Below are 20,570 nucleotides of genomic sequence, written 5' to 3'. Positions count from 1 at the left end.
TACGCACAGGTGCCAGGCAAGTCGGGCGATCTTGGCGGACGCGGACGCGGGCGCGGGCGCGGGCCCGGCCGTGGCGGCGGGGCGGCGTCAGGTGGGGCGGTGGGTCAGGTGGTGGTGCGGTCGTCGGCGGCGAGGCGCTGGCAGGTGGGGCACAGGCCCCAGTAGGTCACCTCGGCCTCGTCGAGGGTGAAGCCATGGGTCTGGCTCGGGTCGAGGCACGGCGCGGCGCCGGTGGCGCAGTCCACGTCGGCGATCTCGCCGCAGCCGCGGCAGACGATGTGGTGGTGGTTGTCGCCGCTGCGGGCCTCGTAGCGGGCCGGTGATCCGGCCGGCTCGATGCGCCGGGCCAGCCCGGCTCGGGCGAGCGCGCCGAGCACGTCGTACACGGCCTGGGTGGAGACCGAGTCGAGCCGCTCCCGGGCCTGGCGGGTGATCTCCTCGACCTCGAGGTGCCCGCCCTGGCCGAGGATGTCGAGCACGGCGAGGCGCGGCCGGGTCACCCGCAGGCCCCGCGCGCGGAGGAGGGCCTGAGGCCCGTCGTCGCCGTACATGAACCCATTTCAGCAGGTGACCTGGATCTGTTCAAGAAAAGGAGCGATATACGTGGTCGGCGACACTCGGTATTGCCCCCTATCCCATCGACGCGGGGCAGGTCTAGGCTCAGCCTGACCCGCGTCCGGCGATCAACGTGGAGGCACCGTGTTCGGGGAGATGTTCGGCCTGCCGGCTCATCCGCTGCTGGTCCACTTCGGCGTGGTCTTCGGGCCGCTGCTGATCGTGGCGTCGGTGCTCTACGCACTGGTGCCGACGCTCCGTAGGCACCTGGGCTGGGTCGTGCTGGCGCTCGGCGTGGCCGCCCCGGCGGCGCTGTGGTTCGCCAAGCTGAGCGGCGAGCGGCTGTTCCAGACGCTGGTCGACAAGGGATACCCGCCGCAGATCCTCAGCCAGGTGGACCTGCACAAGGACCACGGCGACGCGGCCGCGTGGGCGGGCATCCTGCTCGGCGGGTTCGCGATCGCGCTGGTGCTGGTCAGCACGTCGGCGGCGAAGAAGCCCGACACGAGCGGGTCGAAGGCGCTGATCTACGGCCTGTCCGCGCTGACGATCGCCGCGGCGGTCGCGGCCGGCTACTACATCTTCCTGACCGGGGACAGCGGCGCCCAGGCGGTGTGGGGCACGATCTGAGTCAGGTCCGCCACTGGATGCACGCGACCAGGATCAGCACGACGCCGGCCACGATGCCGAGCAGGTTGGTGAACCGGTCCGCGCGGTCCTCGGCGAGGTCCAGCGCGTCGTGGTCGACCTCCGGCAGCCGGCGCGGCGGCGTGGTGCGGCGCTCGACCTCGGGGTGCCAGCCGGGCGGCGGCGGGATCTGCTGGGGCGGCCCCGGGTAGGCCTGGGCCGCGCGTGCGGCGTCGGACTCGCCGGCGTCGGGGTCGGGGCGGCGCCACTGCTCGTCACCGGGCCGGCTCATCGCGCCGCCCGGGCGGGCCGGTGCGCGGCGGGAGCCGGGTGCGCGGGTCCTATGCTGCGGTGGTGAGCAGTGAGGCCTTCACCGGCGGTCGCGACGACGACCGCGCCGTCGAGCTCGAGGACGACGCGCCCGTCCTGCCCGAGCAGACCCGTGAGGACACGGACCGGGGCTGGGGAGAGCGGTCGTGGAGCAACGACGACCGGTTGATGGACGAGCGTCCCCCGCACTGGGACTGATCACCCGCTACGGCGACGGCGGAGCCTGGACATCGCCGTACTATAGCGCCGAAGCGGACAATCCACGCCGAAATCAGGCGGCGGCGCTCGTGGTGCTGCTCGACGAGCTGCTGCTGCTGCTGGTCGACGGCGTGCTGGTCGACGAACCGCCGCTGGTGGACGCGCCGCTGCTCGACGACGAGGTCGCCGGGGCGGTCGAGGCGGAGCCGCTGCCGCGCGAGTCGGTGCGGTAGAAGCCGGAGCCCTTGAACACCACGCCGACCGAGGAGAACAGCTTGCGCAGGGTGCCCTCGCAGGTCGGGCACTCGGTCAGCGGCTCGTCCGCGAACGACTGCACGGCCTCCAGCTGGTGACCGCAGGCGGTGCAGGCGTACTGGTAGGTGGGCACGTTCCCCTCCATGATCATTGCTGGCACTCCGGTATCCCGAGTGCTAATAGTGCCTGACGCCCCGCCGGGAAGCCAAGTGCCTGTCGCCGACCCCACTGTCGTGGTCAGCCGGGAATGCGCACCAGGCCGGACGGCGTGAGCGCAGCGGACACCCGCCGGTCGTGCGGCTCGGCGGGCACCCGGTCCAGCACTTCCCCGTCGTGGAGCAGTGCGATCACCGCTGTCCCGGGCCGGATCCGGCTCAGCGCGCGGTCGTAGCTGCCGCCGCCCCGGCCCAGGCGCACGCCGCGCCGGTCGACGGCGAGCGCCGGCACGAGCACGAGATCGGCCTGAGTGATCCCGGTCACGCCCAGTCGCGGACCGGCCGGTTCGAGCAGCCCGAGCGTGGCCGGGACCAGCGAGCCGCGGCCGGTGTACGCGGCCCAGTCCAGATCGCGATCGGACCGCAGCACGGGCAGCAGCACCCGGGCCACACCGGGCAGGGCGGCCAGCCGGTCGGGCAGGCCGGGCCCGCCGGGCTCGCCCGCCATCGGCACGTACGCGCATACGGTCCAGGCCGCGTCCGGCGGGACCAGCGCCGCCAGCCCGGCCGCGAGCGCGTCGGCGGCCGCGGCGACGGCCTGCGGGGTCATCGCGCGGCGCGCGGCGAGCAGCGGCCCGCGTACCTCACGCTTCGTCGCGGCGGCGGACACCGAAGAAGCGGAATATTCACTCATAACGTCCTCAGGTTGTACATCCGTCGCATCCTGGCGCGGCGTCGGCCGTTGACTCCGGTGACTTCACCGCCGCCGAGGGGGAAAGTGTGACACTGCGCGCACGGCTCACCACCGCCTTCCTGGCGGTCGTCCTCAGTCCCGTCCTGATCGGCGCCTTCTTCGTCGGCACCATGGTCAGCAAGCTGTCCCACGAGCGGGCGACCGAGCGGCTCACCGTGGCCGCGGGCTCGGTGCGCACCTCGGTCGGGGCGCTCTGCGGCCAGCTGCGCGCCGTCGCCGAGGGCGTCGCCGCCGCACCTGCCGACCAGCGCCTGGCCACCGCCGAGCGGATGGTCGCCGCCGGGCTCGCGGGCGGCGTACACATCGACACGGGTGTCGGCGGCGCCACCACCGCCCAGGCGCCGGCCCCGCCGTGGGCCGACTGCGCCGGGCCCGACCCGCAGGTCGCCCCGGACGCGGTCGCCGGGTTCGAGGCGCTGTCGGCCCGGGTGCCGCTGGCCGGACCCGGCGGCGAGCCGACCGGCACCGTCTCCGCCGCGATCGCCGTCGACGGCGACCTCATCCGGCGGCTGGCCCAGGCCGCCGGCGCGCAGCTGACCCTGCTGCCCGGCGCCGGCCTGCCGGCCGGGTCCACGGTCGCCGCGCCCGAACCCGACCTCGCCGACCTGCCCGAGGACGACCTCGCCGACCAGGCCGCGCAGGACGGGGTCGGCGGGGCGATCGGCGGTGCGGCCGGGGAGCTGGCCGCGGCCGCCGCGGGCGAGCTCAGCGGGGCCGCCGCGGGTGGTGCCGCCGCGGGTGGTGCGGTGCCCGGCGGGGCGGTCGACCCGACCGCAGACGGCCCGGGGCAGCCGCTCGGCGAGCCCGCCGCGGCCGACGAGCCCGACGACGGCTCCGGCCCGCTCACCGTCCCGCTCGACCCGGCCCCCGACCAGGCGGCCGCCGCCGGGCCGGTGCACACCACGATGCTGGGCACCGACGCCGCCACCATCAGCGGGTACGCCGGCAAGCTGGGCGAGGGCGCGACCGGCGCCGCCGACAACGGCCACCTGGTCGCCCGGCTCGGGCCGATCCCCGGCGAGCCGCTGCCGCTGGCCGTGTCGCTGCCCGCGCGCCCGCCGACCGGCCTCTACATGCTGCTCACCCTCGTCGTGCTGGCCACCGCGGCGGTGGCGGTCACCGTGGCGTGGTGGCTCGCGCGCACCGCGACCGAGCCCGTCGTCGAGCTGGCGCTGGCCGCCGACCGCGTCGCCGGGGGCGACCTGGACGCGCGGGTGCCGGTGCGCGGCAACGACGAGATCGGACGCCTCGCCACCGCGTTCAACCACATGACCCGCGAGCTGCACACCTACGTCGCGGCGCTGACCGCGAGCCGCGACCAGCTGCGCGGCCACCTGGGCGTGCTCGGCGACACCCTGTCCAGCACGCACGACCTCGACCGGATCCTGCGCGTCATCCTGCAGACCGCCCGGCACGCCACCGGCGCGTCGGCGGGCGTGGTGCTGCTGGCCGACCCGGCCACCGGCGCGCTGGTCGGCCAGTGCACCGAGGGCCTGGGCGAGCAGTGGACCACCGGCGAGCGGGGCACCCTGCGCGTGCCGTACGGGCTGGGCCTGACCGGCTCGGTCGCGGCCACCGGCGTGCCGCGCAGCGGCCGGGTCGAGCGCGACGGGCCGCGGCTGGACCCGGGCGAGCCGGACTGCCGCACGTACATGGTCGTGCCGTTCTCGGCGCCGAGCATCACCGAGGCGGGCGCGTTCCCGCAGCCGGGGGCGCTGCCCGCGGCGCGCGGCGTGCTGGCCCTCTACGACCGGCTGGGCCGCGACGAGTTCGACGACTCCGATCTGGTCACCCTGCGCACCTTCGCCGGGCAGGCCGCGGTCGCGGTCGACAACGTACGCGTACACGAGGAGGCCCAGCGGCTGTCCGTCACCGACCCGCTGACCGGCCTGTTCAACTACCGGTCGCTGCGCGACTCGCTGCGCCGGGAGTCCGAGCGGGCGGCCCGGTTCGGCCGGCGGCTGTGCGTGCTCGCACTGGACCTCGACCGGTTCAAGGAGATCAACGACACCTACGGCCACGCCGCGGGCGACGCGGTGCTCGCCGAGTTCGCCCAGCGCATCCGGTACGAGATCCGCGAGGTCGACGTGGCCTTCCGGCACGGCGGCGAGGAGTTCGTGGTGCTGCTGCCGGAGACCGACGAGGTGGGCGGCATCGCCGTCGCCGAGCGGCTGTGCGACGCGGTGCGCCGCGAGCCGATCGTGGTGCCGTCGCGCGACGGCGGGCCGGACATCTTCGTCCATGTCACCGTCTCGATCGGACTGGCCGTGCTGCCAGATCATGGACAGCAGGGCGCGGGCGTGCTCCAGGCGGCCGACGAGGCCCTGTACGCGGCCAAGGCCGCAGGCCGCGACACGTTCCAGGTCGCCGCGCCGGGCGGACTGCTCTGCGCTTCCGGCGGCGCGTCGAGCAGCCCACAGGCCCCTAGACAGGCTCGGGGCCGTTAGTCTCGCGACATGTCGGAGCACACCCCCAGCGCAGAGCCTCAGCCCGCGCACGTGGTCACCCACGGTCCGCGAGCCACCAAGGCCGTCATCCCCGCGGCGGGTCTGGCGACCCGGTTCCTCCCGGCCACCAAGGCGGTGCCGAAGGAGCTGCTGCCGGTCGTCGACCGACCGGTCCTGCAGTACATCGTGGAGGAAGCCTCCCGGTCCGGGATCCAGGACGTCCTCCTGATCACCGGCCGCGGCAAGACCAGCATGGTCGACCACTTCGACCGCCAGCCGTACCTGGAGGCGCGGCTGGAGGCCAAGGGCGACATGGAGCGCCTGGCCGCCGTTCGGGGCACCTCGGAGCTGGCCGAGATCTACACCTGCCGTCAGGGCGAGCCGCTGGGCCTGGGCCACGCGGTCTCGTACGCCGAGTCGCACGTGGGCGACGCGCCGTTCGCCGTGCTGCTGGGCGACGAGTTCACCGAGGAGTCGCAGCCGCTGCTGCCGCAGATGCTGGACCTGCAGTCGCGCACCGGCGGCATCGTGCTCGCCTTCATCGAGATCCCGGACGACCAGGTCAACCGGTACGGCATCGCGTCCATCGCCGACGCCGAGCCGGAGCTGTCCGACGTGGAGAACGTCGTGCGGGTCACCGGCCTGGTCGAGAAGCCCTCGGTCGAGGAGGCTCCGAGCAACCTGGCCGTCGTCGGCCGGTACGTGCTGCCCGGCACGATCTTCGACGCGATCCGGCGCACCAAGCCGGGCAGCGGCGGCGAGATCCAGCTGACCGACGCGATGGCGCTGCTGCTGGCCGAGGGCACCCCGGTGCACGGCATCATCTACCGGGGGCACCGCTACGACACCGGCATGCCGCTGGGCTATCTGCAGGCCGTCGTGCAGCTCGCCAGCGAGCGCGACGACCTCGGCGCGGCGTTCACCGAGTGGCTCCGGTCCTTCGTCGCCGGCCTCGACCGCAATGCGGGGAAGGCCTCCTGACATGACCGCCACGGTCAGGTCCACCCCGGACCCCGTCCAGCTCGACCCGGCCGCGGCCGAGGGCGAGCTGACGCCGCTCGCCGACTACCTGGGCAGTGTGCTGCGCAGGCTGCGGGCGCTGCCGGCGTTGGATCTGGACCTGACCCAGGCGCACGGCAATGTGCTCGCCGACAACGTCGTGGCGGCGCACCCGTACCCGGCCTTCGACCAGGCCGCGATCGACGGGTACGCCGCCCGCTCGGAGGACATCGCCGCGGCCGCCGCCGGGCGGCCCGCCCGGCTGAACGTGGTGGGCGACCTCGCCGCGTCCAGCTGGCGGCCCGCCCGGCTCACGCCCGGCACCTGCTTCTCCGTCGCCGCCGGGGCGGCGCTGCCGCTGGCCGCGGACGTGGTGGTGCCCATCCAGTGGACCGACCAGGGCATGGCCTCGGTCGAGGTGCACCGCGCCGCCAAGCGCGGCTTCGGGGTGCGCCGCGCCGGCGAGATCATGGCCGAGGGCGCGGTGCTCGCCCGCGCGGGCACCGCGGTGACCCCGGCCCTGGTCGGCGCGCTCGCCGCGAGCGGCATCGGGCACGTCGTGGTGCGGCCCAGCCCGCGCGTGGTCATCGTCTCCACCGGCGACGAGCTGGTCGAGGCGGGCCGGGTGTCGCAGCCCGGCCAGGTCGTCGACGTCAACTCGCACGCGCTGACCGCGGCCACCGCGGAGGCGGGCGCGCACGCGTACCGCGTCGGGATCTGCGACGACGACCCGGAGGCGCTGCGGGCGCTGCTGGAGGACCAGACGCTGCGGGCCGACCTCATCATCACCACCGGCGGGTCCGGCACCGGCCCGGGGGACATGGTGCGCCGCATCCTGTCCCGGCGCGACGGCAGCCGGGCCGGCATGGTCAGCTTCACCGACGTATCCCTCTACCCCTGCGGCACGCTGGGCTTCGGCACCGTCGGCAGCACCGAGGAGGTGCCGATCGTGTGCCTGCCGGGCGAGCCCGGCGCCGCCCTGATCGGCTTCGAGGTGCTGGCCCGGCCGGTCATCCAGGTGCTGGCCGGGGCCGAGCCGGTGTTCCGCCCCTCGGTCCGGGGCCACCTGCTGGAGACCGTCGCCTCCCCGGGCGGGCTGCGCGAGTTCCGCCCGGCCCTGGTCGCCGAGCGCCGCGGCGGCGGATACACCGTGCAGCCGCTGCCGGGCGGAGCCCGTACGCTAGCCGGTATGGCCGAGGCGAACGGACTCCTGGTGCTGGGTGAGCGCGTCACCAGCGCGGCGGCGGGGTCCACCGTGGATGTCCTGCTGCTGGACCGTCGACGGTGAGCGAGCTTGCGAGCGAACTGGGTTTGACGTTTTCTCATGCTGCCGACGAGCGCAGCGAGGAGAAGGCATGAGCGAGCTTGCGAGCGAACTGGGTTTGACGTTTTCTCATGCTGCCGACGAGCGCAGCGAGGAGAAGGCATGAATGTGGTGGGTTACCCGGCGGTTCTCACCGACGGGGACATCGTGCTGCGGCCGTACCGGCGGGGGGACGCCGCGCAGTGGGTCGAGGTGCGCAACTTCAACGAGGCCTGGCTGCGGCAGTGGGAGGCGACGCCGCCCGCGCCGTGGGCCGAGCTGAACTCCACCGGTGCGTTCCACATGATCCGCCGGGCGATGCGCCGCGCGGCCCGCGACGGCGAGTCGATGCCCTTCGCGATCTGCGTACGCGAGCAGGGCCGCGAGCGCTTCGTCGGGCACATCAACCTGGGCAGCATCGTGCGCCGGGCGTTCTCGTCGGCGTACTGCGGCTACTGGATCGACTCGCGGGTGGCCGGGCGCGGCATCATGCCCACGGCGCTCGCGCTCGTCGTCGACCACGCGTTCGGGCCCGGGCGGCTGCACCGGGTGGAGGTCAACATCCGGCCGGAGAACAAGCCGAGCCGGCGGGTGGTGGAGAAGCTCGGCTTCCGCGAGGAGGGCTACCACCCGCACTACATGTTCATCGACGGCGCCTGGCGCGACCACATCGGATATGCCCTCACCTGGGAGGATGTCGCCAAGGAGGGCGGCCTGACGGCCCGCTGGCGCAGGGCGCGCGGCTGAATCGAACCTCACCTTCACCGGTGTGGCGCTACCCGATCCGGTGATCACGACCGTAGGCTCCCCTTACTGAGTCTTACGGTGACCGATCGATGGTCTGGTCACCGCACCTAGGGTGACGCCGGTGGGGAGTCCTCGCCGGTCCGCCGTTCCAGGCGGACCAGCGGGAGGAGCCACTGGCGGAGGGAGGGGTGAGGGTGCCGACCTCGGTGCTCCTCGCCGTCCTCGCCGCTGCGGGCCTGCTCGCTCTCGCCCCGGCGCTGGTGCGCCGGTACGACGCCACCGAGCGGCTGGTGGCGGAGCGGGCGATCTCGACCGCGCGGGTGCTGTCGCGCCGGCGCCGCCTTCGCACTGTGCCCGGCCGCCGTCCCATCCGGCCGCCGCGGGCCCTGTGCACCGCTCCCGTGTCCGCGCCACCCGACCGGCAGACCGGCCGGCGCCCCGGCGACGAGGCCGCGCCGCCGTCCGGGCACGGCCCGTCGCGTACGCCGCTGCGCCTGGTCGGCCACGGCGAGCGCGTCCGGCCGAAGCCCCGCCGCAGGCACCGGCCCGCCGTGTACCGCCGCCGCCGGCTGCTCGCGGGGCTGGCGCTGCTGAACCTGGTCCAGCTGGCCGGCGTGGTGCTGGTCAGCCCCGGCTTCCTGATCAGCTTCTCGGTGACCGGCTCGGCCCTGCTGCTGTACGTCGCCCACCTGCGCGGCCAGGCGCTGCGTACGGCCCGCCGGCGCCGGGCCGAGGAGCGGCAGGCGCACTGGCTGGCCGAGCAGCAGGCGCAGGTGCGGCTGGCCCAGCGCCGCCGCGCCGAGGCCCGCCGCGAGGCCGCCCGGCTGCTCCAGGAGGAGCTGCTGCGGGCCCAGGAGCGGCTGGCCGCGCTGCAGGCCGAGGCCGACTCCCTGGAGGCCGCGGCGCCCCCGCCGCCGCGCGTGGCCACCATCTCCTACCGCGGCCGCCAGGGCGGCGTACGCGGCAAGCCCTACCACGCCGGGCCCGCCGCGTAGCGGCCCGGTTCGGTGCCCGGTGGAGATCGGTGTTTCCGGTCCCGAAGTGCGGTCCCACTGAACTTCTCGACCGGAAACACCGATCTCCACGGGGCATCCGCGACGTGACCCACGACGCAGGGGGTAGTGATTCGCGATCGCGCGGTGGACCTGCTAACCTTGGCCGGTCCGTTACGGCGGACCGACTCGGGGACGTGGCGCAGCCCGGTAGCGCACCTCGTTCGCATCGAGGGGGTCAGGGGTTCGAATCCCCTCGTCTCCACCAGAGTCATAAGGCCGCTTCCCGCGAGGGAGGCGGCCTTTTCCGTGCGCCCCAGCGGGCCCGGGGACCCCGTTCGGCACCCGGACACCGAGAAGGCCCGCGGCGCGCGCCACGGGCCCTCTCAGAGCGGTTGCCGGTCAGATCCAGAGGTTGCCGAGGATCATGCGCCGGTTCCAGTCGACGTACGGGATCGACTCGCCGACGTAGATCGGGTAGAACAGCGCGAACATGATCACGACGAGCAGCACGTACGCGCCCAGCGCGACCGCGCCGTACAGCTGCCGGTTCTCGTTCGGCGGGCGGCCCGGCGGGGAGGTCATGAGCGCGCCGAACACGAACACCACGGCCAGGATCAGGAACGGCTCGGCCGGCAGGGCGTAGAAGTAGAACATCGTGCGGTTCGGGAAGAAGAACCACGGCACCAGCGCGAACGCCGTCATGGCCAGGATCGCGCCGGCGCGCCAGTCGCGGCGGGCGATGCCGAACCAGATCGTCAGGCCCAGCGCGGGCAGGAAGCTCCACCACAGCAGCGGCGTGCCCAGCAGCAGCACCTCCGCGGCGCACTGCTCCACGCCGCAGCCCGGGTCCCCGGACCAGTAGAACGCCACCGGGCGGCCCAGCAGCAGCCACTGGATCGGCGCCCAGTGCCCCGCCGACTGGTAGGTGTGCTCCGAGCTGAGGCCTTCGTGGAAGTTGTACGCCTCGGTGTGGTAGTGCCACAGGCTGGCCAGCCAGTTGTCCGACCAGTCGCGGTAGTAGCCGCCCTCGTTGAGGATCCAGCCGCTCCAGCTCGCCAGGTACACCCCCAGCGTGATCGGGATGCAGGCGAGCAGCCAGCCGCCCTCGTCGAGGATGGTGTCGCGGATCGGGTGGCGCACGCCGACGCTGCGCCGGGCGCCCACCTCCCACCACATCAGCAGCAGCACGAACACCGGCACGAACGCCAGCGCCGACCACTTCACCGCCAGCGCGCAGCCCAGCATCGCCGCCGCCGCCAGGCGCCACCACGGCACGGCGAACGGCGGGCGGCTGGCCCGGCCGCGGGCCTGCGGGTCGCCACCGCCCTCGACGAAGCGCAGCCAGCGGGTCCGGCGCTGGTCACGGTCGAGCACCAGCGCGCCGAACGCGGCCAGCAGGAAGAACATCAGGAAGATGTCCAGCAGCGCGGTGCGCGACAGCACGAAGTGCATGCCGTCGAACGCCATCAGGATGCCCGCCGCGCAGCCCAGCACGACCGAGCCGAACATCCGCATCGCGATCCGGGTGAACATCAGCACCGACACGGTGCCGAACACCGCCGCCGCCAGGCGCCAGCCGGCCTCGTGGTAGCCGAGGACCTGCTCACCCAGCCCGATGATCCACTTGCCGAGCGGCGGGTGCACCACGTAGCCGGCGGTGTTGTTCTTCTCGTCCCACTCGAACCCCTTCTCCCACAGCCAGTGGGCGTCGGTGGCGTAGTAGGTCTCATCGAAGATCTTGCCGGGCGGTCGCGCCAGGTTGTACATGCGCAGCACGCCCGCGAGGAAGGTGACCGCCAGCGCCGCCAGCCACGCGTACGGGTCCAACCGCTGCTCAAGGGGCAGCAGGCGCCGCCGCACGACGCTGAGCACGTGCGGCTCGGAAGTGGTGGGCGCCTGCTGGGGCGCCGTCGCCGTCTCGGTCACGGTAGGGATCGTAGGCTGAAAAACTCGGAATCCGCTGCCTCGGTTCACGGTGCGCGGGAAATGTACGAAACGAAGGTGGGACTGATGGCCGAAGACGCCGGGCTCGTGCTGTGCGGAGCCCCGCTGGGCAACCCGGCGGACGCGTCGGAACGGCTGCGGCAGGTGCTCGCCGAGGCCGACGTCGTCGCCGCCGAGGACACCCGCCGGCTGCTGCGGCTGGCCAAGGACCTCGGCGTCACCGTCGGCGGCCGGATCGTCTCCTACTTCGAGGGCAACGAGGAGCGGCGTACCCCCGACCTGGTCGAGGCGATGCGCGAGGGGCAGCGCGTCGCCCTGGTCACCGACGGCGGCATGCCCAGCGTCAGCGACCCCGGCTACCGCCTCGTCGCCGCCGCGCTCGCCGCGGGCCTGCCGGTCACCTGCGCCCCTGGCCCCAGCGCGGTCACCACCGCCCTGGCCCTGTCCGGCCTGCCCTGCGACCGCTTCTGCTTCGAGGGCTTCCTGCCCCGCAAGGGCGGCGAGCGCCGCGCCCGCCTGGCCGCCCTCGCCACCGAGGAACGCACCCTGGTCCTGTTCGAGTCCACGCACCGCATCGCCGAGACCCTCACCGACCTGGTGGCCGCCTTCGGCCCCGACCGCCCCGCCGCCCTGTGCCGCGAGCTCACCAAGACCTACGAGGAGGTCCGCCGCGCCACCCTCGCCGAGCTGGCCGAACTCACCGAGCTCCGCGGCGAGCTCACCCTCGTCATCGCCGGCGCCGCCCCCACCCCCCGCCCCACCGACGCCCAGCTGACGGCCGAGATCGAAGCCCACGTCGCCGCCGGCATGTCCCGCCGCGACGCCGCCACCACCGTCGCCCAAACCCACGCCCTCCCCAAACGCGACATCTACACCCTCGCCACCCGCCGCTGAAAACGCGACGATCTTGCGTGAACTGTGGGTACGACACGCCCCTTTCGGGCATATCCCTAACAGTTCGCGCAAGATCGTCGCGATCTTGAGGCACGCGGTCAGAAGGTGGCGGCCAGGAAGCCGATGGTGATGAGGAAGGGGCCGGCGAAGGAGAGGCCGACGGCGGCCAGGCGCTCGCGGCGGGCGGGCAGGCGCAGCGCCCCCGTCGCGAAGACGATGGCGATCGAGCAGAGCAGCACCATCGACAGGCCCACCATCCAGCGCAGGTGCAGGCCCGCGGTGCCGCTGGTGACGTACGCGCGGTGACTGTTGCCGCCGACCATGCGGGCGGGCGCGCTCAGGCCCTCCGCCTGCCCGGGCGGGCCCAGCACGTTGACCGACACCGCGGTGAAGTCCTGCGCAGGCGTGGCGAACTCGCCGACGCAGCGCTGCAGCAGCCCGTCGCCCGCACAGCTGGTCACGGTCAGCGTGCCCGCCTTGCCATGCCCCAGTGCCAGCCATAGCGGCTCCGCGCTCACCCAGCTGAAGAACGTCGCCAGCAGCGCGAACAGGATGAGCAGCGGCATCGCCACCCGCCCCCGGCGGGGCCGGCGTGGCGGCCGGCCCGGCTTGCGCGACGGGCGGGGCTCGGTACGGGTGCGCAGGCCGTGCAGCCGCGGGTCGGGCCACTGCTCCCGCGACACCTCCTGCACCGGCATGGTGAACGTCTCGGTCGGCGTGTACACCGGCGGATGCGCTGGCGGCGCGGGCGGCAGGGCGGGCGGCGGCACCGGCACACCGGCGAACACCGGCTCGATCCCGCTGCCCGGGACGGCCCTGCTGCCGGGGACGGTCCCGGTGCCAGGGGTGCCCCCGGTGCCAGGGACTGCGCCGCCGCCCCGCATGGCCCCGCTGCCGGGAACGGCGCCGCCACCAGGGACGCCGCTGTCAGGGAAGCCGCTACCTGGAAAACCGCTACCAGGGAAACCGCTACCAGGGACGCCGCCGTTACCAGGGAAACCGCCAGCAGGGACGCCGCCGTTACCAGCCATGGCGCCACTGCCCGGTGCGGTCCAGGTGTCCGGGGCGGTCCAGGTATCCGGGGCAGCGCCCGGTTGGCCGGGCACGGCAGGCTCGGGACCGGAGGGCGCCCGGCCGGTGCCGCCCTGGTACGCGGCGTCGACCGGCGCCACGGCCGGGAGCGGTGCGGCGGGCGGGTGGGGCATCGCGATCGGCTCGGCGGGCAGGGCGTACTGGTCGAAGACCTCGTCAGGGTCGGACGGCCGGTTTACCACGGCGTACCGGTCGTGGCGGTGGGCGGGTTCGGGGAGGTCGAGGTCGAACCGACCGGTGGGTTCGCCGAGCCAGGCCGGGTGCACCCGCCCCGAGGTGTACGCGGGCCTGTTCGCGGCGGCCACGATCTCGCCCACCATGGCGTACTCGGGTTCCAGCGGGCGCTGCGGTGGCTGCTGCGGTTCGGCAGCGCGCTCTCCGGGCGGCGGCGCGTTCACGTGCCCGACGGCCGGCCCGGCGACCTCGACCTCCGGCTCCCCGGCCGGCGCGGGTCCGGCGACGGCGGGCTCCTGGACCTGTGCCCGGACCGCGACCGTGGGCTCCTGCTGCGCCCGGACGGCGACAGCGGGCTCCTGGCCCCGTGCCTGGACGGCGACGCCGGGCTCCTCGGCCTGCTCGGTGCCATCAGGCGCAGCCGGTGCCTGTGCCTGGTCGGACACGGCCCGTTCCGAGACCCGCGCGTGAACCGCGGCGGTGTGCTCCCCAGCCGACGCGGCCACGGGCGGCGGCGGTGGCGGCGGCGGTGGCGGTGGCGGCGGGGTCAGCGCGACCAGGCCGGGCGGCGGCGGTGGGACCTGCGGCGCGGACGACTCGCCCGGCCACGAGGGACGGACGTCGTCGCGTGCGGAGCGGGCCGGTTCGGGCCCGATCCGCAGGGCGGGTTCATCGTGCGCGAGGCTATCGACGTTATCCCTCATACCTGGTCATTTCACTCCAGTCGGACACCCGACAGGCGGATTTGCCGGGCGTGTCGTCCGAGGTGTCAACCGGTGCGCGGGCCAGCCACGGGCTTCACTACGCTGGTTCGTTATGAGCCACGTTCTCGCCGCGGTCGCCTGGCCTTACGCCAACGGCCCGCGCCACATCGGTCATGTCTCCGGATTCGGAGTGCCCTCCGACGTCTTCAGCCGGTACATGCGCATGGCGGGCCACGACGTGCTCATGGTCTCGGGCACCGACGAGCACGGCACGCCGATCCAGGTGCAGGCCGACGCCGAGGGCATCACGCCCCGGGAGGCGGTCGACAAGTACAACCGCATGATCGTCGAGGACCTGCACGGCCTCGGCCTGGCGTACGACCTGTTCACCCGGACCACCACGCGCAACCACTACGCCGTGGTGCAGGAGCTGTTCACCGCGCTCTTCGACAACGGGTACGTGATCGCGAAGACCACCCAGGCCGCGATCTCCCCGTCGACCGGCCGCGGCCTGCCCGACCGGTACATCGAGGGCACCTGCCCGATCTGCGGCTACACCAGCGCCCGCGGCGACCAGTGCGACAACTGCGGCAACCAGCTGGACCCGATCGACCTGATCAACCCGAAGTCGAAGATCAACGGTGAGACGCCGCAGTTCGTCGACTCGGAGCACTACTTCCTGGACCTGTCCGCGTTCGCCGAGGCGCTCGGTGCGTGGCTGGACACCCGCGAGGGCTGGCGGCCGAACGTGCTGCGCTTCTCCCGCAACCTGGTCGACGACCTGCGCCCGCGCGCGATCACCCGGGACCTGGACTGGGGTGTGCCGATCCCCAAGGAGGGCTGGGACACCAAGCGCTTCTACGTCTGGTTCGACGCGGTCATCGGCTACCTGTCCGCCTCGATCGAGTGGGCGCGCCGCTCCGGCGACCCGGACGCGTGGCGCCGCTGGTGGCAGTCGCCGGAGAGCCGGTCGTACTACTTCATGGGCAAGGACAACATCGTCTTCCACTCGCTGATCTGGCCGGCCATGCTGCTCGGTTACGACGGCAAGGGCGACAAGGGCGGCAAGCCGGGCGAGCTCGGCGAGCTGAACCTGCCCACCGAGGTCGTCTCCAGCGAGTACCTGACCATGGAGGGCCGCAAGTTCTCCTCCTCGCGCCGGGTCGTCATCTACGTGCGCGACTTCCTGGAGCGCTACGACGCCGACGCGCTGCGCTACTACATCGCGGTGGCCGGGCCGGAGACCACCGACACCGACTTCACCTGGGCGGAGTTCCTGCGCCGCAACAACGACGAGCTGGTCGCGGGCTGGGGCAACCTGGTCAACCGCACCATCGCGATGGCGGTGAAGAACTTCGGCGCCGTACCGATGGCCAGCAACCTGACCGCCGAGGACACCGCGCTGCTGGAGACGGTGCGCGGCGGCTTCGCGACGGTCGGCGGCCTGCTGGGCAACCACAAGCAGAAGGCGGCGATCAACGAGGCGATGCGGATCGTCGGCGAGGTCAACAAGTACCTCTCCGACCAGTCGCCGTGGAAGATCAAGGCCGAGGAGGACCGGCCGCGGCTGGCCACCATCCTGCACACCGCGCTGCAGGCGGTGACCGACTGCAACACGCTGCTGACGCCGTTCCTGCCGCACGCGGCGCAGAAGATCCACGCGCTGCTCGGCGGGGAGGGCGTGCATGCGCCGATGCCGCAGATCGTCGAGGTGCCCGACCTGGACGGCGGCCCGGCGTATCCGATCCTCACCGGCGACTACACCGTCGGGGCGAAGTGGGAGCCGCGCGACATCGCCCCCGGCACGCCGCTGAGCGCGCCGACGCCGGTGTTCCGCAAGCTCGACCCGTCCATCGTGGACGAGGAGCTGGCGCGCCTGGAAGGCTAGAGCGGGTAGCGGATATCCACGTCCTGGGCGTCGGTGACCTCGGTCGCCGGCGCCCAGGCCTCGTAGACGCCCCGCTCGTAGCACTGCGCGCCGAGCGCGGCCACGTTCTGCGGGTCGGGGCGGCACAGCCGCAGCCGCACCCAGGCGCTGTCGGCGCCGAGCACGGTGCAGGGTGCGCCGCGCCAGTGCGCGTACCGGGTGCGCCGGCGCAGCGACTCCACCGGGTAGCGGGCGGCCCGGCTCATCGCCAGCACCCGGAACTCCTCCGGCGGGTCGGCGACGGCCTCGTAGTCCTCCCCGCGGAAGGTGCCGACCAGGCGGCTGAACACCGCGTCGGTCCGCGGGACCGGCAGGTACTCCTGGTCGGCGCTGATCTCGCGCAGCGGGTGCAGCAGCCGCCGCCACTGCGGGCCGGCCAGGCGCAGCCAGCCCCGCTGCTCGGGCTGGAAGGTGTAGAGCACGATTTCGGTGCCGTCGGGCACGTACGCCACCACGGCCGCGTGCGCGGGCAGCGGCAGGTCGGCGAAGTCCGCGGTCACCCACTCCGGGATCAGCTCGCTGCTGCTCGGCGCGAAGCCGGTGCCCAGCACCGCCGCGCCGACCCGGTCGTGCGGCGGCATCGCCACCAGACCGGCCACCACGTCGCCGGTCGACGGCTGGTAGTCGCGCGGGTCGACGGCGCGCCAGCGCAGCACGTACGCGATCTCGTCGGCCGGGTCCTGCGCGGCGGTGCCGCCCGCCCCGAGCACGCTCAGCTCAGCCGGGGTACGCAGGTGCGCGAGGTCCCACTCGCGGTAGCAGAAGCCGTGCGGCAGCCGCCCGCGCAGCAGCGCGGCGACCCCGTCGGCGCTCAGCGGCATCACCATGCGGGTGCCCCGGCGCACCACGGCGCTGGCCCGCACCGTCGCGATCAGCTCTGCGGCCTGCCGGTCACGGGGCGGGCGCTGGCTCGCCCGGTGCACGTGCTCCCAGCTGACGGCACGTGACAGCGGCGCGCACAGCGGCGACTCGGGGGTTGACGCGGTGACCTCGTGGCCCGCGGCGACCTCCGCGGCGGGCACGAACCGGTGGTACGCCCAGCGGTGCGGGTTGTCCAGGCGCAGGAACCCGGGCGCGGGGGTCTCGCTGAACAGCTCGTAGGCGGCGCCCCCGGCGACGGCCTCCGCGGGGTAGGCGCGGCCGTCCACGAGTACCGTGCCGCGGTCGGTGTCATCGATGGTCGTCACGGAATCCGAACCTAGTCCGCGCGGGTGCAGAGAAGATGAACACCGGCTGAACAGAGCCGCAGGAGAGCCCGTCGACGCGGCCGGGGCTGATGGCAGGCCCGGAGTCTCCGGGAGGGTGCGCGGCGGCCCGCAACTTCCGGGTTGCGACGACAACACAGAAGTTGCGGCGTCCGGGGACCGCGCCGCTCCGGCGTCCGCCGGATGGGATCATGTCCGGGTGACCGAAGACCGTGCCGCCCGCGCCGCCCAGCGCCGGTGGGAGTCGTTCCCGCCCGCGCCGGAGCCGCTGCCGCACCCCGTACTGGACAGCCACACCCACCTCGACATCGTCGCCGAGGACGGCGGTGACCCGGCCACCCAGATCGAGGCCGCGGCCAAGGTGGGCGTGGACCGGCTGGTGCAGGTAGGCGTGGACGTGACGTCGTCGCGCTGGGGCGTGGCCTGCGCCGGCGCGCACCCCGCCGTGGTGGCCACGGTCGCGCTGCACCCCAACGAGGCGCCGCGACTGGCCGATCTGGACGCCGCGCTCGCCGAGATCGCGGCGCTCGCCGCGGACCCGCGGGTGCGCGGCATCGGCGAGACGGGCCTGGACTTCTTCCGTACCAAGGAGGAGGGGCTCAAGCCGCAGGAGCGCAGCTTCCGCGCGCACATCGCGCTGGCCAAGCGGGTCGGCAAGCCGCTGGTGATCCACGACCGCGACGCGCACGCCGACATCCTGCGGGTGCTCGACGACGAGGGCGCGCCGCAGACCGTGGTGATGCACTGCTTCTCCGGTGACGAGGCGTTCGCCGCCGAGTGCGTACGCCGCGGCTTCGTGCTCTCCTTCGCGGGCACGGTGACCTTCAAGAACGCACCGCAGCTGCGGGCCGCGGCCGCGCTGACCCCGCCGGAGCAGATCCTGGTCGAGACGGACGCGCCGTACCTGACGCCGATGCCGCACCGGGGCCGCCCCAACGCGTCCTACCTGATCCCGCTGACCGTGCGGGCGCTGGCCGAGGCGAAGGGCATGCCGCTGGCCGAGATGTGCCACGCGATCTCCGACAACGGCGACCGGATCTTCGGACCCTGGTGACCGTCGCGGCCGTCGCCTAGCCTCATCGCTGTGACGACCGCCACCATGCCCTCGCCGCCCGGGTTGCCCCTGATCGGACACCTGCGCGAGATGAACCGTGACATGCCGGGCTTCCTGCAGCACGCCGCGCGCACCGCCGGGCCGGTGTGCCGGGTGCGCATGGGTCCACTGTCGATGGTGCTCGCCGGCGACCCGATGCTGGTGCACGACATGCTGGTCAAGCGACCGCAGGAGTTCGCCAAGTCGTGGCGCACCGCCCGGCTCATCTCCGGGCACGTCGGCGACGGCCTGCTCACCCGCGAGGGCGCCGAGCACCGCCGGCACCGCCGCCTCATGCTGCCGACGCTGCACACCCAGCGCATCGCCCGGTACGGCGACATCATGGTCGACGAGTCGCGGCGGCTGCTGGAGTCCTGGCCCGAGGGCCGGCGGGTGGAGCTGGTCGAGGAGATGACCCAGCTGACCCTGCGTATCGTCGGCAAGTCGCTGTTCACCGTGGACGACGACGGCGACGAGGTCTTCGCCGCGGTGCACGACTTCGTCGACTCGCTCAACGCGTACCTGCTCTCCTTCGGCCTGCTGCCGACCTGGCTGCCGACGAGGACGCACCGCTGGCGCAAGGCCAGCGTGACCCGCATGGACCGGATCTCGTACGAGCTGATCCGGCTGCGCCGGGAACGCGGCGGGGACGGCGGGGACCTGCTGTCCATGCTGATCGCGGCGAAGGACCCGGAGGGCGGCCCCGCGCTGACCGACACCGAGATCCGCGACGAGCTGCTGACCATGTTCTTCGCCGGGCACGAGACCAGCGCCACCGCGCTGACCTGGGCCTGCTACGAGCTGGCCCGCAACCCGGAGATTGCCGACCGGCTGCGCGCCGAGGTCGCCGAGGTGCTCGGCGAGCGCCCCGCCACCATGGCCGACCTGCCCCGGCTGCCCTACCTCGGCCAGGTGGTCAAGGAGACGCTGCGCCGCTGGCCGCCGGGCTGGCTGTTCGACCGGACCCCGGTCGCCGAGACGCAGCTCGGCGGCTACACCGTCAAACCCGGCCAGATCATCTTCTTCAGCCCGTACGTGATCCACACCGATCCGGCGTACTGGCCGGAGCCGGAGGAGTTCCGGCCCGAGCGGTTCGCCGAGGGCGCCGAGATCCCGCGCGAGGCGTACCTGCCGTTCGGCGACGGGCCGCGCATCTGCGTCGGCAACCGCTTCGCCGAGGCCGAGATCGCGCTGGTGCTGGCCACCATGGTGCCCAGGGTGCGGCTGGACCTCGACCCCGGCCAGACCGTCCAGCCCCAGGGCCAGGCGACCATCCGCCCCAAGGGTGGCCTGCGCATGACCGTGCACACGCGGACGTAGCGGGCACCGGGCGCCGCGTGCACGGTCGCCGATAGCCTGGTGGGGTGACCGTTGAACAGGCAAGACTGCTCGGCCCGGCGGAGATCCGGGAGCTGGCGGCGCGGCTCGGCGTCGCGCCGACCAAGAAGTTCGGGCAGAACTTCCTGCACGACCCCAACACCATCCGGCGCATCGTGGCCGCCGCCGGGCTCGACCCGGCCGACGTCGCCGTCGAGGTCGGCCCTGGGCTCGGCTCGCTGACCCTCGGGCTGCTGCCCGCCGTGTCGCACGTGCACGCCGTCGAGATCGACCCGCCGCTGGCCGCCGCGCTCGCCGCCACCGCCGCCGAGCGCGCACCGGCTCTGGTGGACCGGCTCACCGTCCACAATGGCGACGCCATGCGGGTCACCGCGGCCGAGTTCCATCCGGCGCCCACGGCGCTGGTGGCGAACCTGCCGTACAACGTCGCGGTGCCCGTGGTGCTGCACCTGCTGGCCGAGCTGCCCGGGATCCGGCACGGGCTGGTCATGGTGCAGAAGGAGGTCGCCGACCGGCTCACCGCCGGGCCCGGCAGCAAGATCTACGGCGTGCCGTCGGTCAAGCTCGCCTGGTACGCGTCCTCGCGGATGGCGGGCAAGGTGCCGCCCGCGGTGTTCTGGCCGGTGCCCAACGTCGACTCCGGCCTGGTCTCCTTCACCCGCCGCGAGCCGCCCCGCGACGACGTGGCGCGCGAGGACGTGTTCGCGGTGGTGGACGCGGCGTTCGCGCAGCGCCGCAAGACCCTGCGCGCCGCGCTGGCCGGGTGGGCGGGCGGCGCGCCCGCCGCCGAGGAGAACATCATAGCACACGTCTCAAAACCCGTCACATCCTAGA

At 73.6% G+C, this 20,570-nt stretch carries 18 protein-coding genes, 1 tRNA gene and 1 pseudogene; 13 read left to right on the top strand and 7 right to left on the bottom strand.

The window, feature by feature from the left end; genetic code table 11:
* Positions 1-104 precede the first annotated feature (104 nt).
* Entirely contained in the window at positions 105-551 is a 447-nt protein-coding gene (locus tag AB0J67_RS24565) for a Fur family transcriptional regulator (protein ID WP_363485782.1), read from the bottom strand.
* Positions 552-699: 148 nt separating this feature from the next.
* Here AB0J67_RS24565 and AB0J67_RS24560 point away from each other — a divergent pair, with 148 nt between their 5' ends.
* Positions 700-1,185, top strand: a complete 486-nt coding sequence (locus AB0J67_RS24560; protein ID WP_363485781.1) for a DUF2231 domain-containing protein — start codon at positions 700-702, stop codon at positions 1,183-1,185.
* 1 nt (position 1,186) lies between these two features.
* Here the strand turns inward: AB0J67_RS24560 and AB0J67_RS24555 are convergent, their stop codons facing one another.
* Complete coding sequence (locus AB0J67_RS24555; RefSeq protein WP_363485780.1) at positions 1,187-1,474, bottom strand: translation initiation factor 2; 288 nt, start codon at positions 1,472-1,474, stop codon at positions 1,187-1,189.
* 62 nt (positions 1,475-1,536) lie between these two features.
* Here AB0J67_RS24555 and AB0J67_RS24550 point away from each other — a divergent pair, with 62 nt between their 5' ends.
* The gene (locus tag AB0J67_RS24550; protein WP_363485779.1) at positions 1,537-1,710 is read left to right on the top strand and encodes a hypothetical protein; all 174 of its coding nucleotides are present in this window, start codon (positions 1,537-1,539) and stop codon (positions 1,708-1,710) included.
* Positions 1,711-1,783: 73 nt separating this feature from the next.
* Here the strand turns inward: AB0J67_RS24550 and AB0J67_RS24545 are convergent, their stop codons facing one another.
* On the bottom strand, positions 1,784-2,098 hold the full coding sequence (locus AB0J67_RS24545) for an FmdB family zinc ribbon protein (RefSeq protein ID WP_363485778.1): 315 nt from the start codon (positions 2,096-2,098) through the stop codon (positions 1,784-1,786).
* Between the two features lie 104 nt (positions 2,099-2,202).
* Complete coding sequence (locus AB0J67_RS24540) at positions 2,203-2,790, bottom strand: 5-formyltetrahydrofolate cyclo-ligase (protein ID WP_363485777.1); 588 nt, start codon at positions 2,788-2,790, stop codon at positions 2,203-2,205.
* A 110-nt stretch (positions 2,791-2,900) separates the two neighbouring features.
* Between AB0J67_RS24540 and AB0J67_RS24535 the strand changes: the two genes are divergently transcribed.
* From AB0J67_RS24535 to AB0J67_RS24510, 6 genes are all read left to right on the top strand, one after another.
* On the top strand, positions 2,901-5,321 hold the full coding sequence (locus AB0J67_RS24535; protein ID WP_363485776.1) for a diguanylate cyclase: 2,421 nt from the start codon (positions 2,901-2,903) through the stop codon (positions 5,319-5,321).
* 9 nt (positions 5,322-5,330) lie between these two features.
* Positions 5,331-6,302 carry a UTP--glucose-1-phosphate uridylyltransferase gene (locus AB0J67_RS24530; RefSeq protein ID WP_363485775.1) on the top strand — a complete coding sequence of 324 codons (972 nt, stop codon included), beginning with the start codon at positions 5,331-5,333 and terminating at the stop codon, positions 6,300-6,302.
* Position 6,303: 1 nt separating this feature from the next.
* Positions 6,304-7,608, top strand: coding sequence for a gephyrin-like molybdotransferase Glp (gene glp, locus AB0J67_RS24525; protein WP_363485774.1), 1,305 nt, complete (start codon positions 6,304-6,306; stop codon positions 7,606-7,608).
* Positions 7,609-7,746: 138 nt separating this feature from the next.
* Positions 7,747-8,370: a GNAT family protein gene (locus AB0J67_RS24520; RefSeq protein WP_363485773.1), complete on the top strand. Its 624-nt coding sequence runs from the start codon at positions 7,747-7,749 to the stop codon at positions 8,368-8,370.
* 188 nt (positions 8,371-8,558) lie between these two features.
* The gene (locus AB0J67_RS24515; protein WP_363485772.1) at positions 8,559-9,365 is read left to right on the top strand and encodes a hypothetical protein; all 807 of its coding nucleotides are present in this window, start codon (positions 8,559-8,561) and stop codon (positions 9,363-9,365) included.
* Between the two features lie 188 nt (positions 9,366-9,553).
* Positions 9,554-9,630: transfer RNA gene (locus tag AB0J67_RS24510), tRNA-Ala, on the top strand.
* A gap of 134 nt (positions 9,631-9,764) precedes the next feature.
* Here the strand turns inward: AB0J67_RS24510 and AB0J67_RS24505 are convergent.
* Entirely contained in the window at positions 9,765-11,291 is a 1,527-nt protein-coding gene (locus tag AB0J67_RS24505; RefSeq protein ID WP_363485771.1) for a phospholipid carrier-dependent glycosyltransferase, read from the bottom strand.
* An 84-nt stretch (positions 11,292-11,375) separates the two neighbouring features.
* On the opposite strand from AB0J67_RS24505, the gene rsmI reads away from it, so the two are divergent.
* Positions 11,376-12,203: a 16S rRNA (cytidine(1402)-2'-O)-methyltransferase gene (gene rsmI, locus AB0J67_RS24500; protein WP_363485770.1), complete on the top strand. Its 828-nt coding sequence runs from the start codon at positions 11,376-11,378 to the stop codon at positions 12,201-12,203.
* A gap of 98 nt (positions 12,204-12,301) precedes the next feature.
* Here rsmI and AB0J67_RS24495 read toward each other — a convergent pair whose 3' ends face one another.
* Entirely contained in the window at positions 12,302-13,915 is a 1,614-nt protein-coding gene (locus tag AB0J67_RS24495) for a hypothetical protein (protein WP_363485769.1), read from the bottom strand.
* Between the two features lie 370 nt (positions 13,916-14,285).
* On the opposite strand from AB0J67_RS24495, the gene metG reads away from it, so the two are divergent.
* Positions 14,286-16,061, top strand: a complete 1,776-nt coding sequence (metG, locus tag AB0J67_RS24490) for a methionine--tRNA ligase (protein ID WP_363485768.1) — start codon at positions 14,286-14,288, stop codon at positions 16,059-16,061.
* On the opposite strand, the gene AB0J67_RS24485 is transcribed toward metG, so the two are convergent.
* On the bottom strand, positions 16,058-17,287 hold the full coding sequence (locus AB0J67_RS24485) for a hypothetical protein (protein WP_363485767.1): 1,230 nt from the start codon (positions 17,285-17,287) through the stop codon (positions 16,058-16,060). The two genes, metG and AB0J67_RS24485, sit on opposite strands and share 4 nt — an antisense overlap.
* 217 nt (positions 17,288-17,504) lie before the next feature.
* Here AB0J67_RS24485 and AB0J67_RS24480 point away from each other — a divergent pair, with 217 nt between their 5' ends.
* The 3 genes and pseudogenes from AB0J67_RS24480 to rsmA form a co-directional block, all read left to right on the top strand.
* Positions 17,505-18,359, top strand: a complete 855-nt coding sequence (locus AB0J67_RS24480) for a TatD family hydrolase (RefSeq protein ID WP_363485766.1) — start codon at positions 17,505-17,507, stop codon at positions 18,357-18,359.
* A gap of 30 nt (positions 18,360-18,389) precedes the next feature.
* A complete protein-coding gene (locus AB0J67_RS24475) occupies positions 18,390-19,718 on the top strand; it encodes a cytochrome P450 (protein ID WP_363485765.1) in 1,329 nt (442 codons plus the stop codon).
* Positions 19,719-19,762: 44 nt separating this feature from the next.
* Positions 19,763-20,515: pseudogene (gene rsmA, locus AB0J67_RS24470) on the top strand (16S rRNA (adenine(1518)-N(6)/adenine(1519)-N(6))-dimethyltransferase RsmA); the annotation flags it as partial.
* Between the last annotated feature and the right edge of the window lie 55 nt (positions 20,516-20,570).

Source organism: Catellatospora sp. NPDC049609, assembly GCF_040675365.1.
GTDB lineage: Bacteria > Actinomycetota > Actinomycetes > Mycobacteriales > Micromonosporaceae > Catellatospora.
This window is presented reverse-complemented; position numbering and strand designations above follow the sequence as displayed.

Excerpts from the sequence above, each read along its gene's own strand:
- AB0J67_RS24565 (WP_363485782.1), bottom strand. The coding sequence starts at position 551 with ATGTACGGCGACGACGGGCCTCAGGCCCTCCTCCGCGCGCGGGGCCTG.
- AB0J67_RS24555 (WP_363485780.1), bottom strand. The coding sequence starts at position 1,474 with ATGAGCCGGCCCGGTGACGAGCAGTGGCGCCGCCCCGACCCCGACGCC.
- AB0J67_RS24530 (WP_363485775.1), top strand. The coding sequence starts at position 5,331 with ATGTCGGAGCACACCCCCAGCGCAGAGCCTCAGCCCGCGCACGTGGTC.
- glp (WP_363485774.1), top strand. The coding sequence starts at position 6,304 with ATGACCGCCACGGTCAGGTCCACCCCGGACCCCGTCCAGCTCGACCCG.
- AB0J67_RS24520 (WP_363485773.1), top strand. The coding sequence starts at position 7,747 with ATGAATGTGGTGGGTTACCCGGCGGTTCTCACCGACGGGGACATCGTG.
- rsmI (WP_363485770.1), top strand. The coding sequence starts at position 11,376 with ATGGCCGAAGACGCCGGGCTCGTGCTGTGCGGAGCCCCGCTGGGCAAC.
- metG (WP_363485768.1), top strand. The coding sequence starts at position 14,286 with ATGAGCCACGTTCTCGCCGCGGTCGCCTGGCCTTACGCCAACGGCCCG.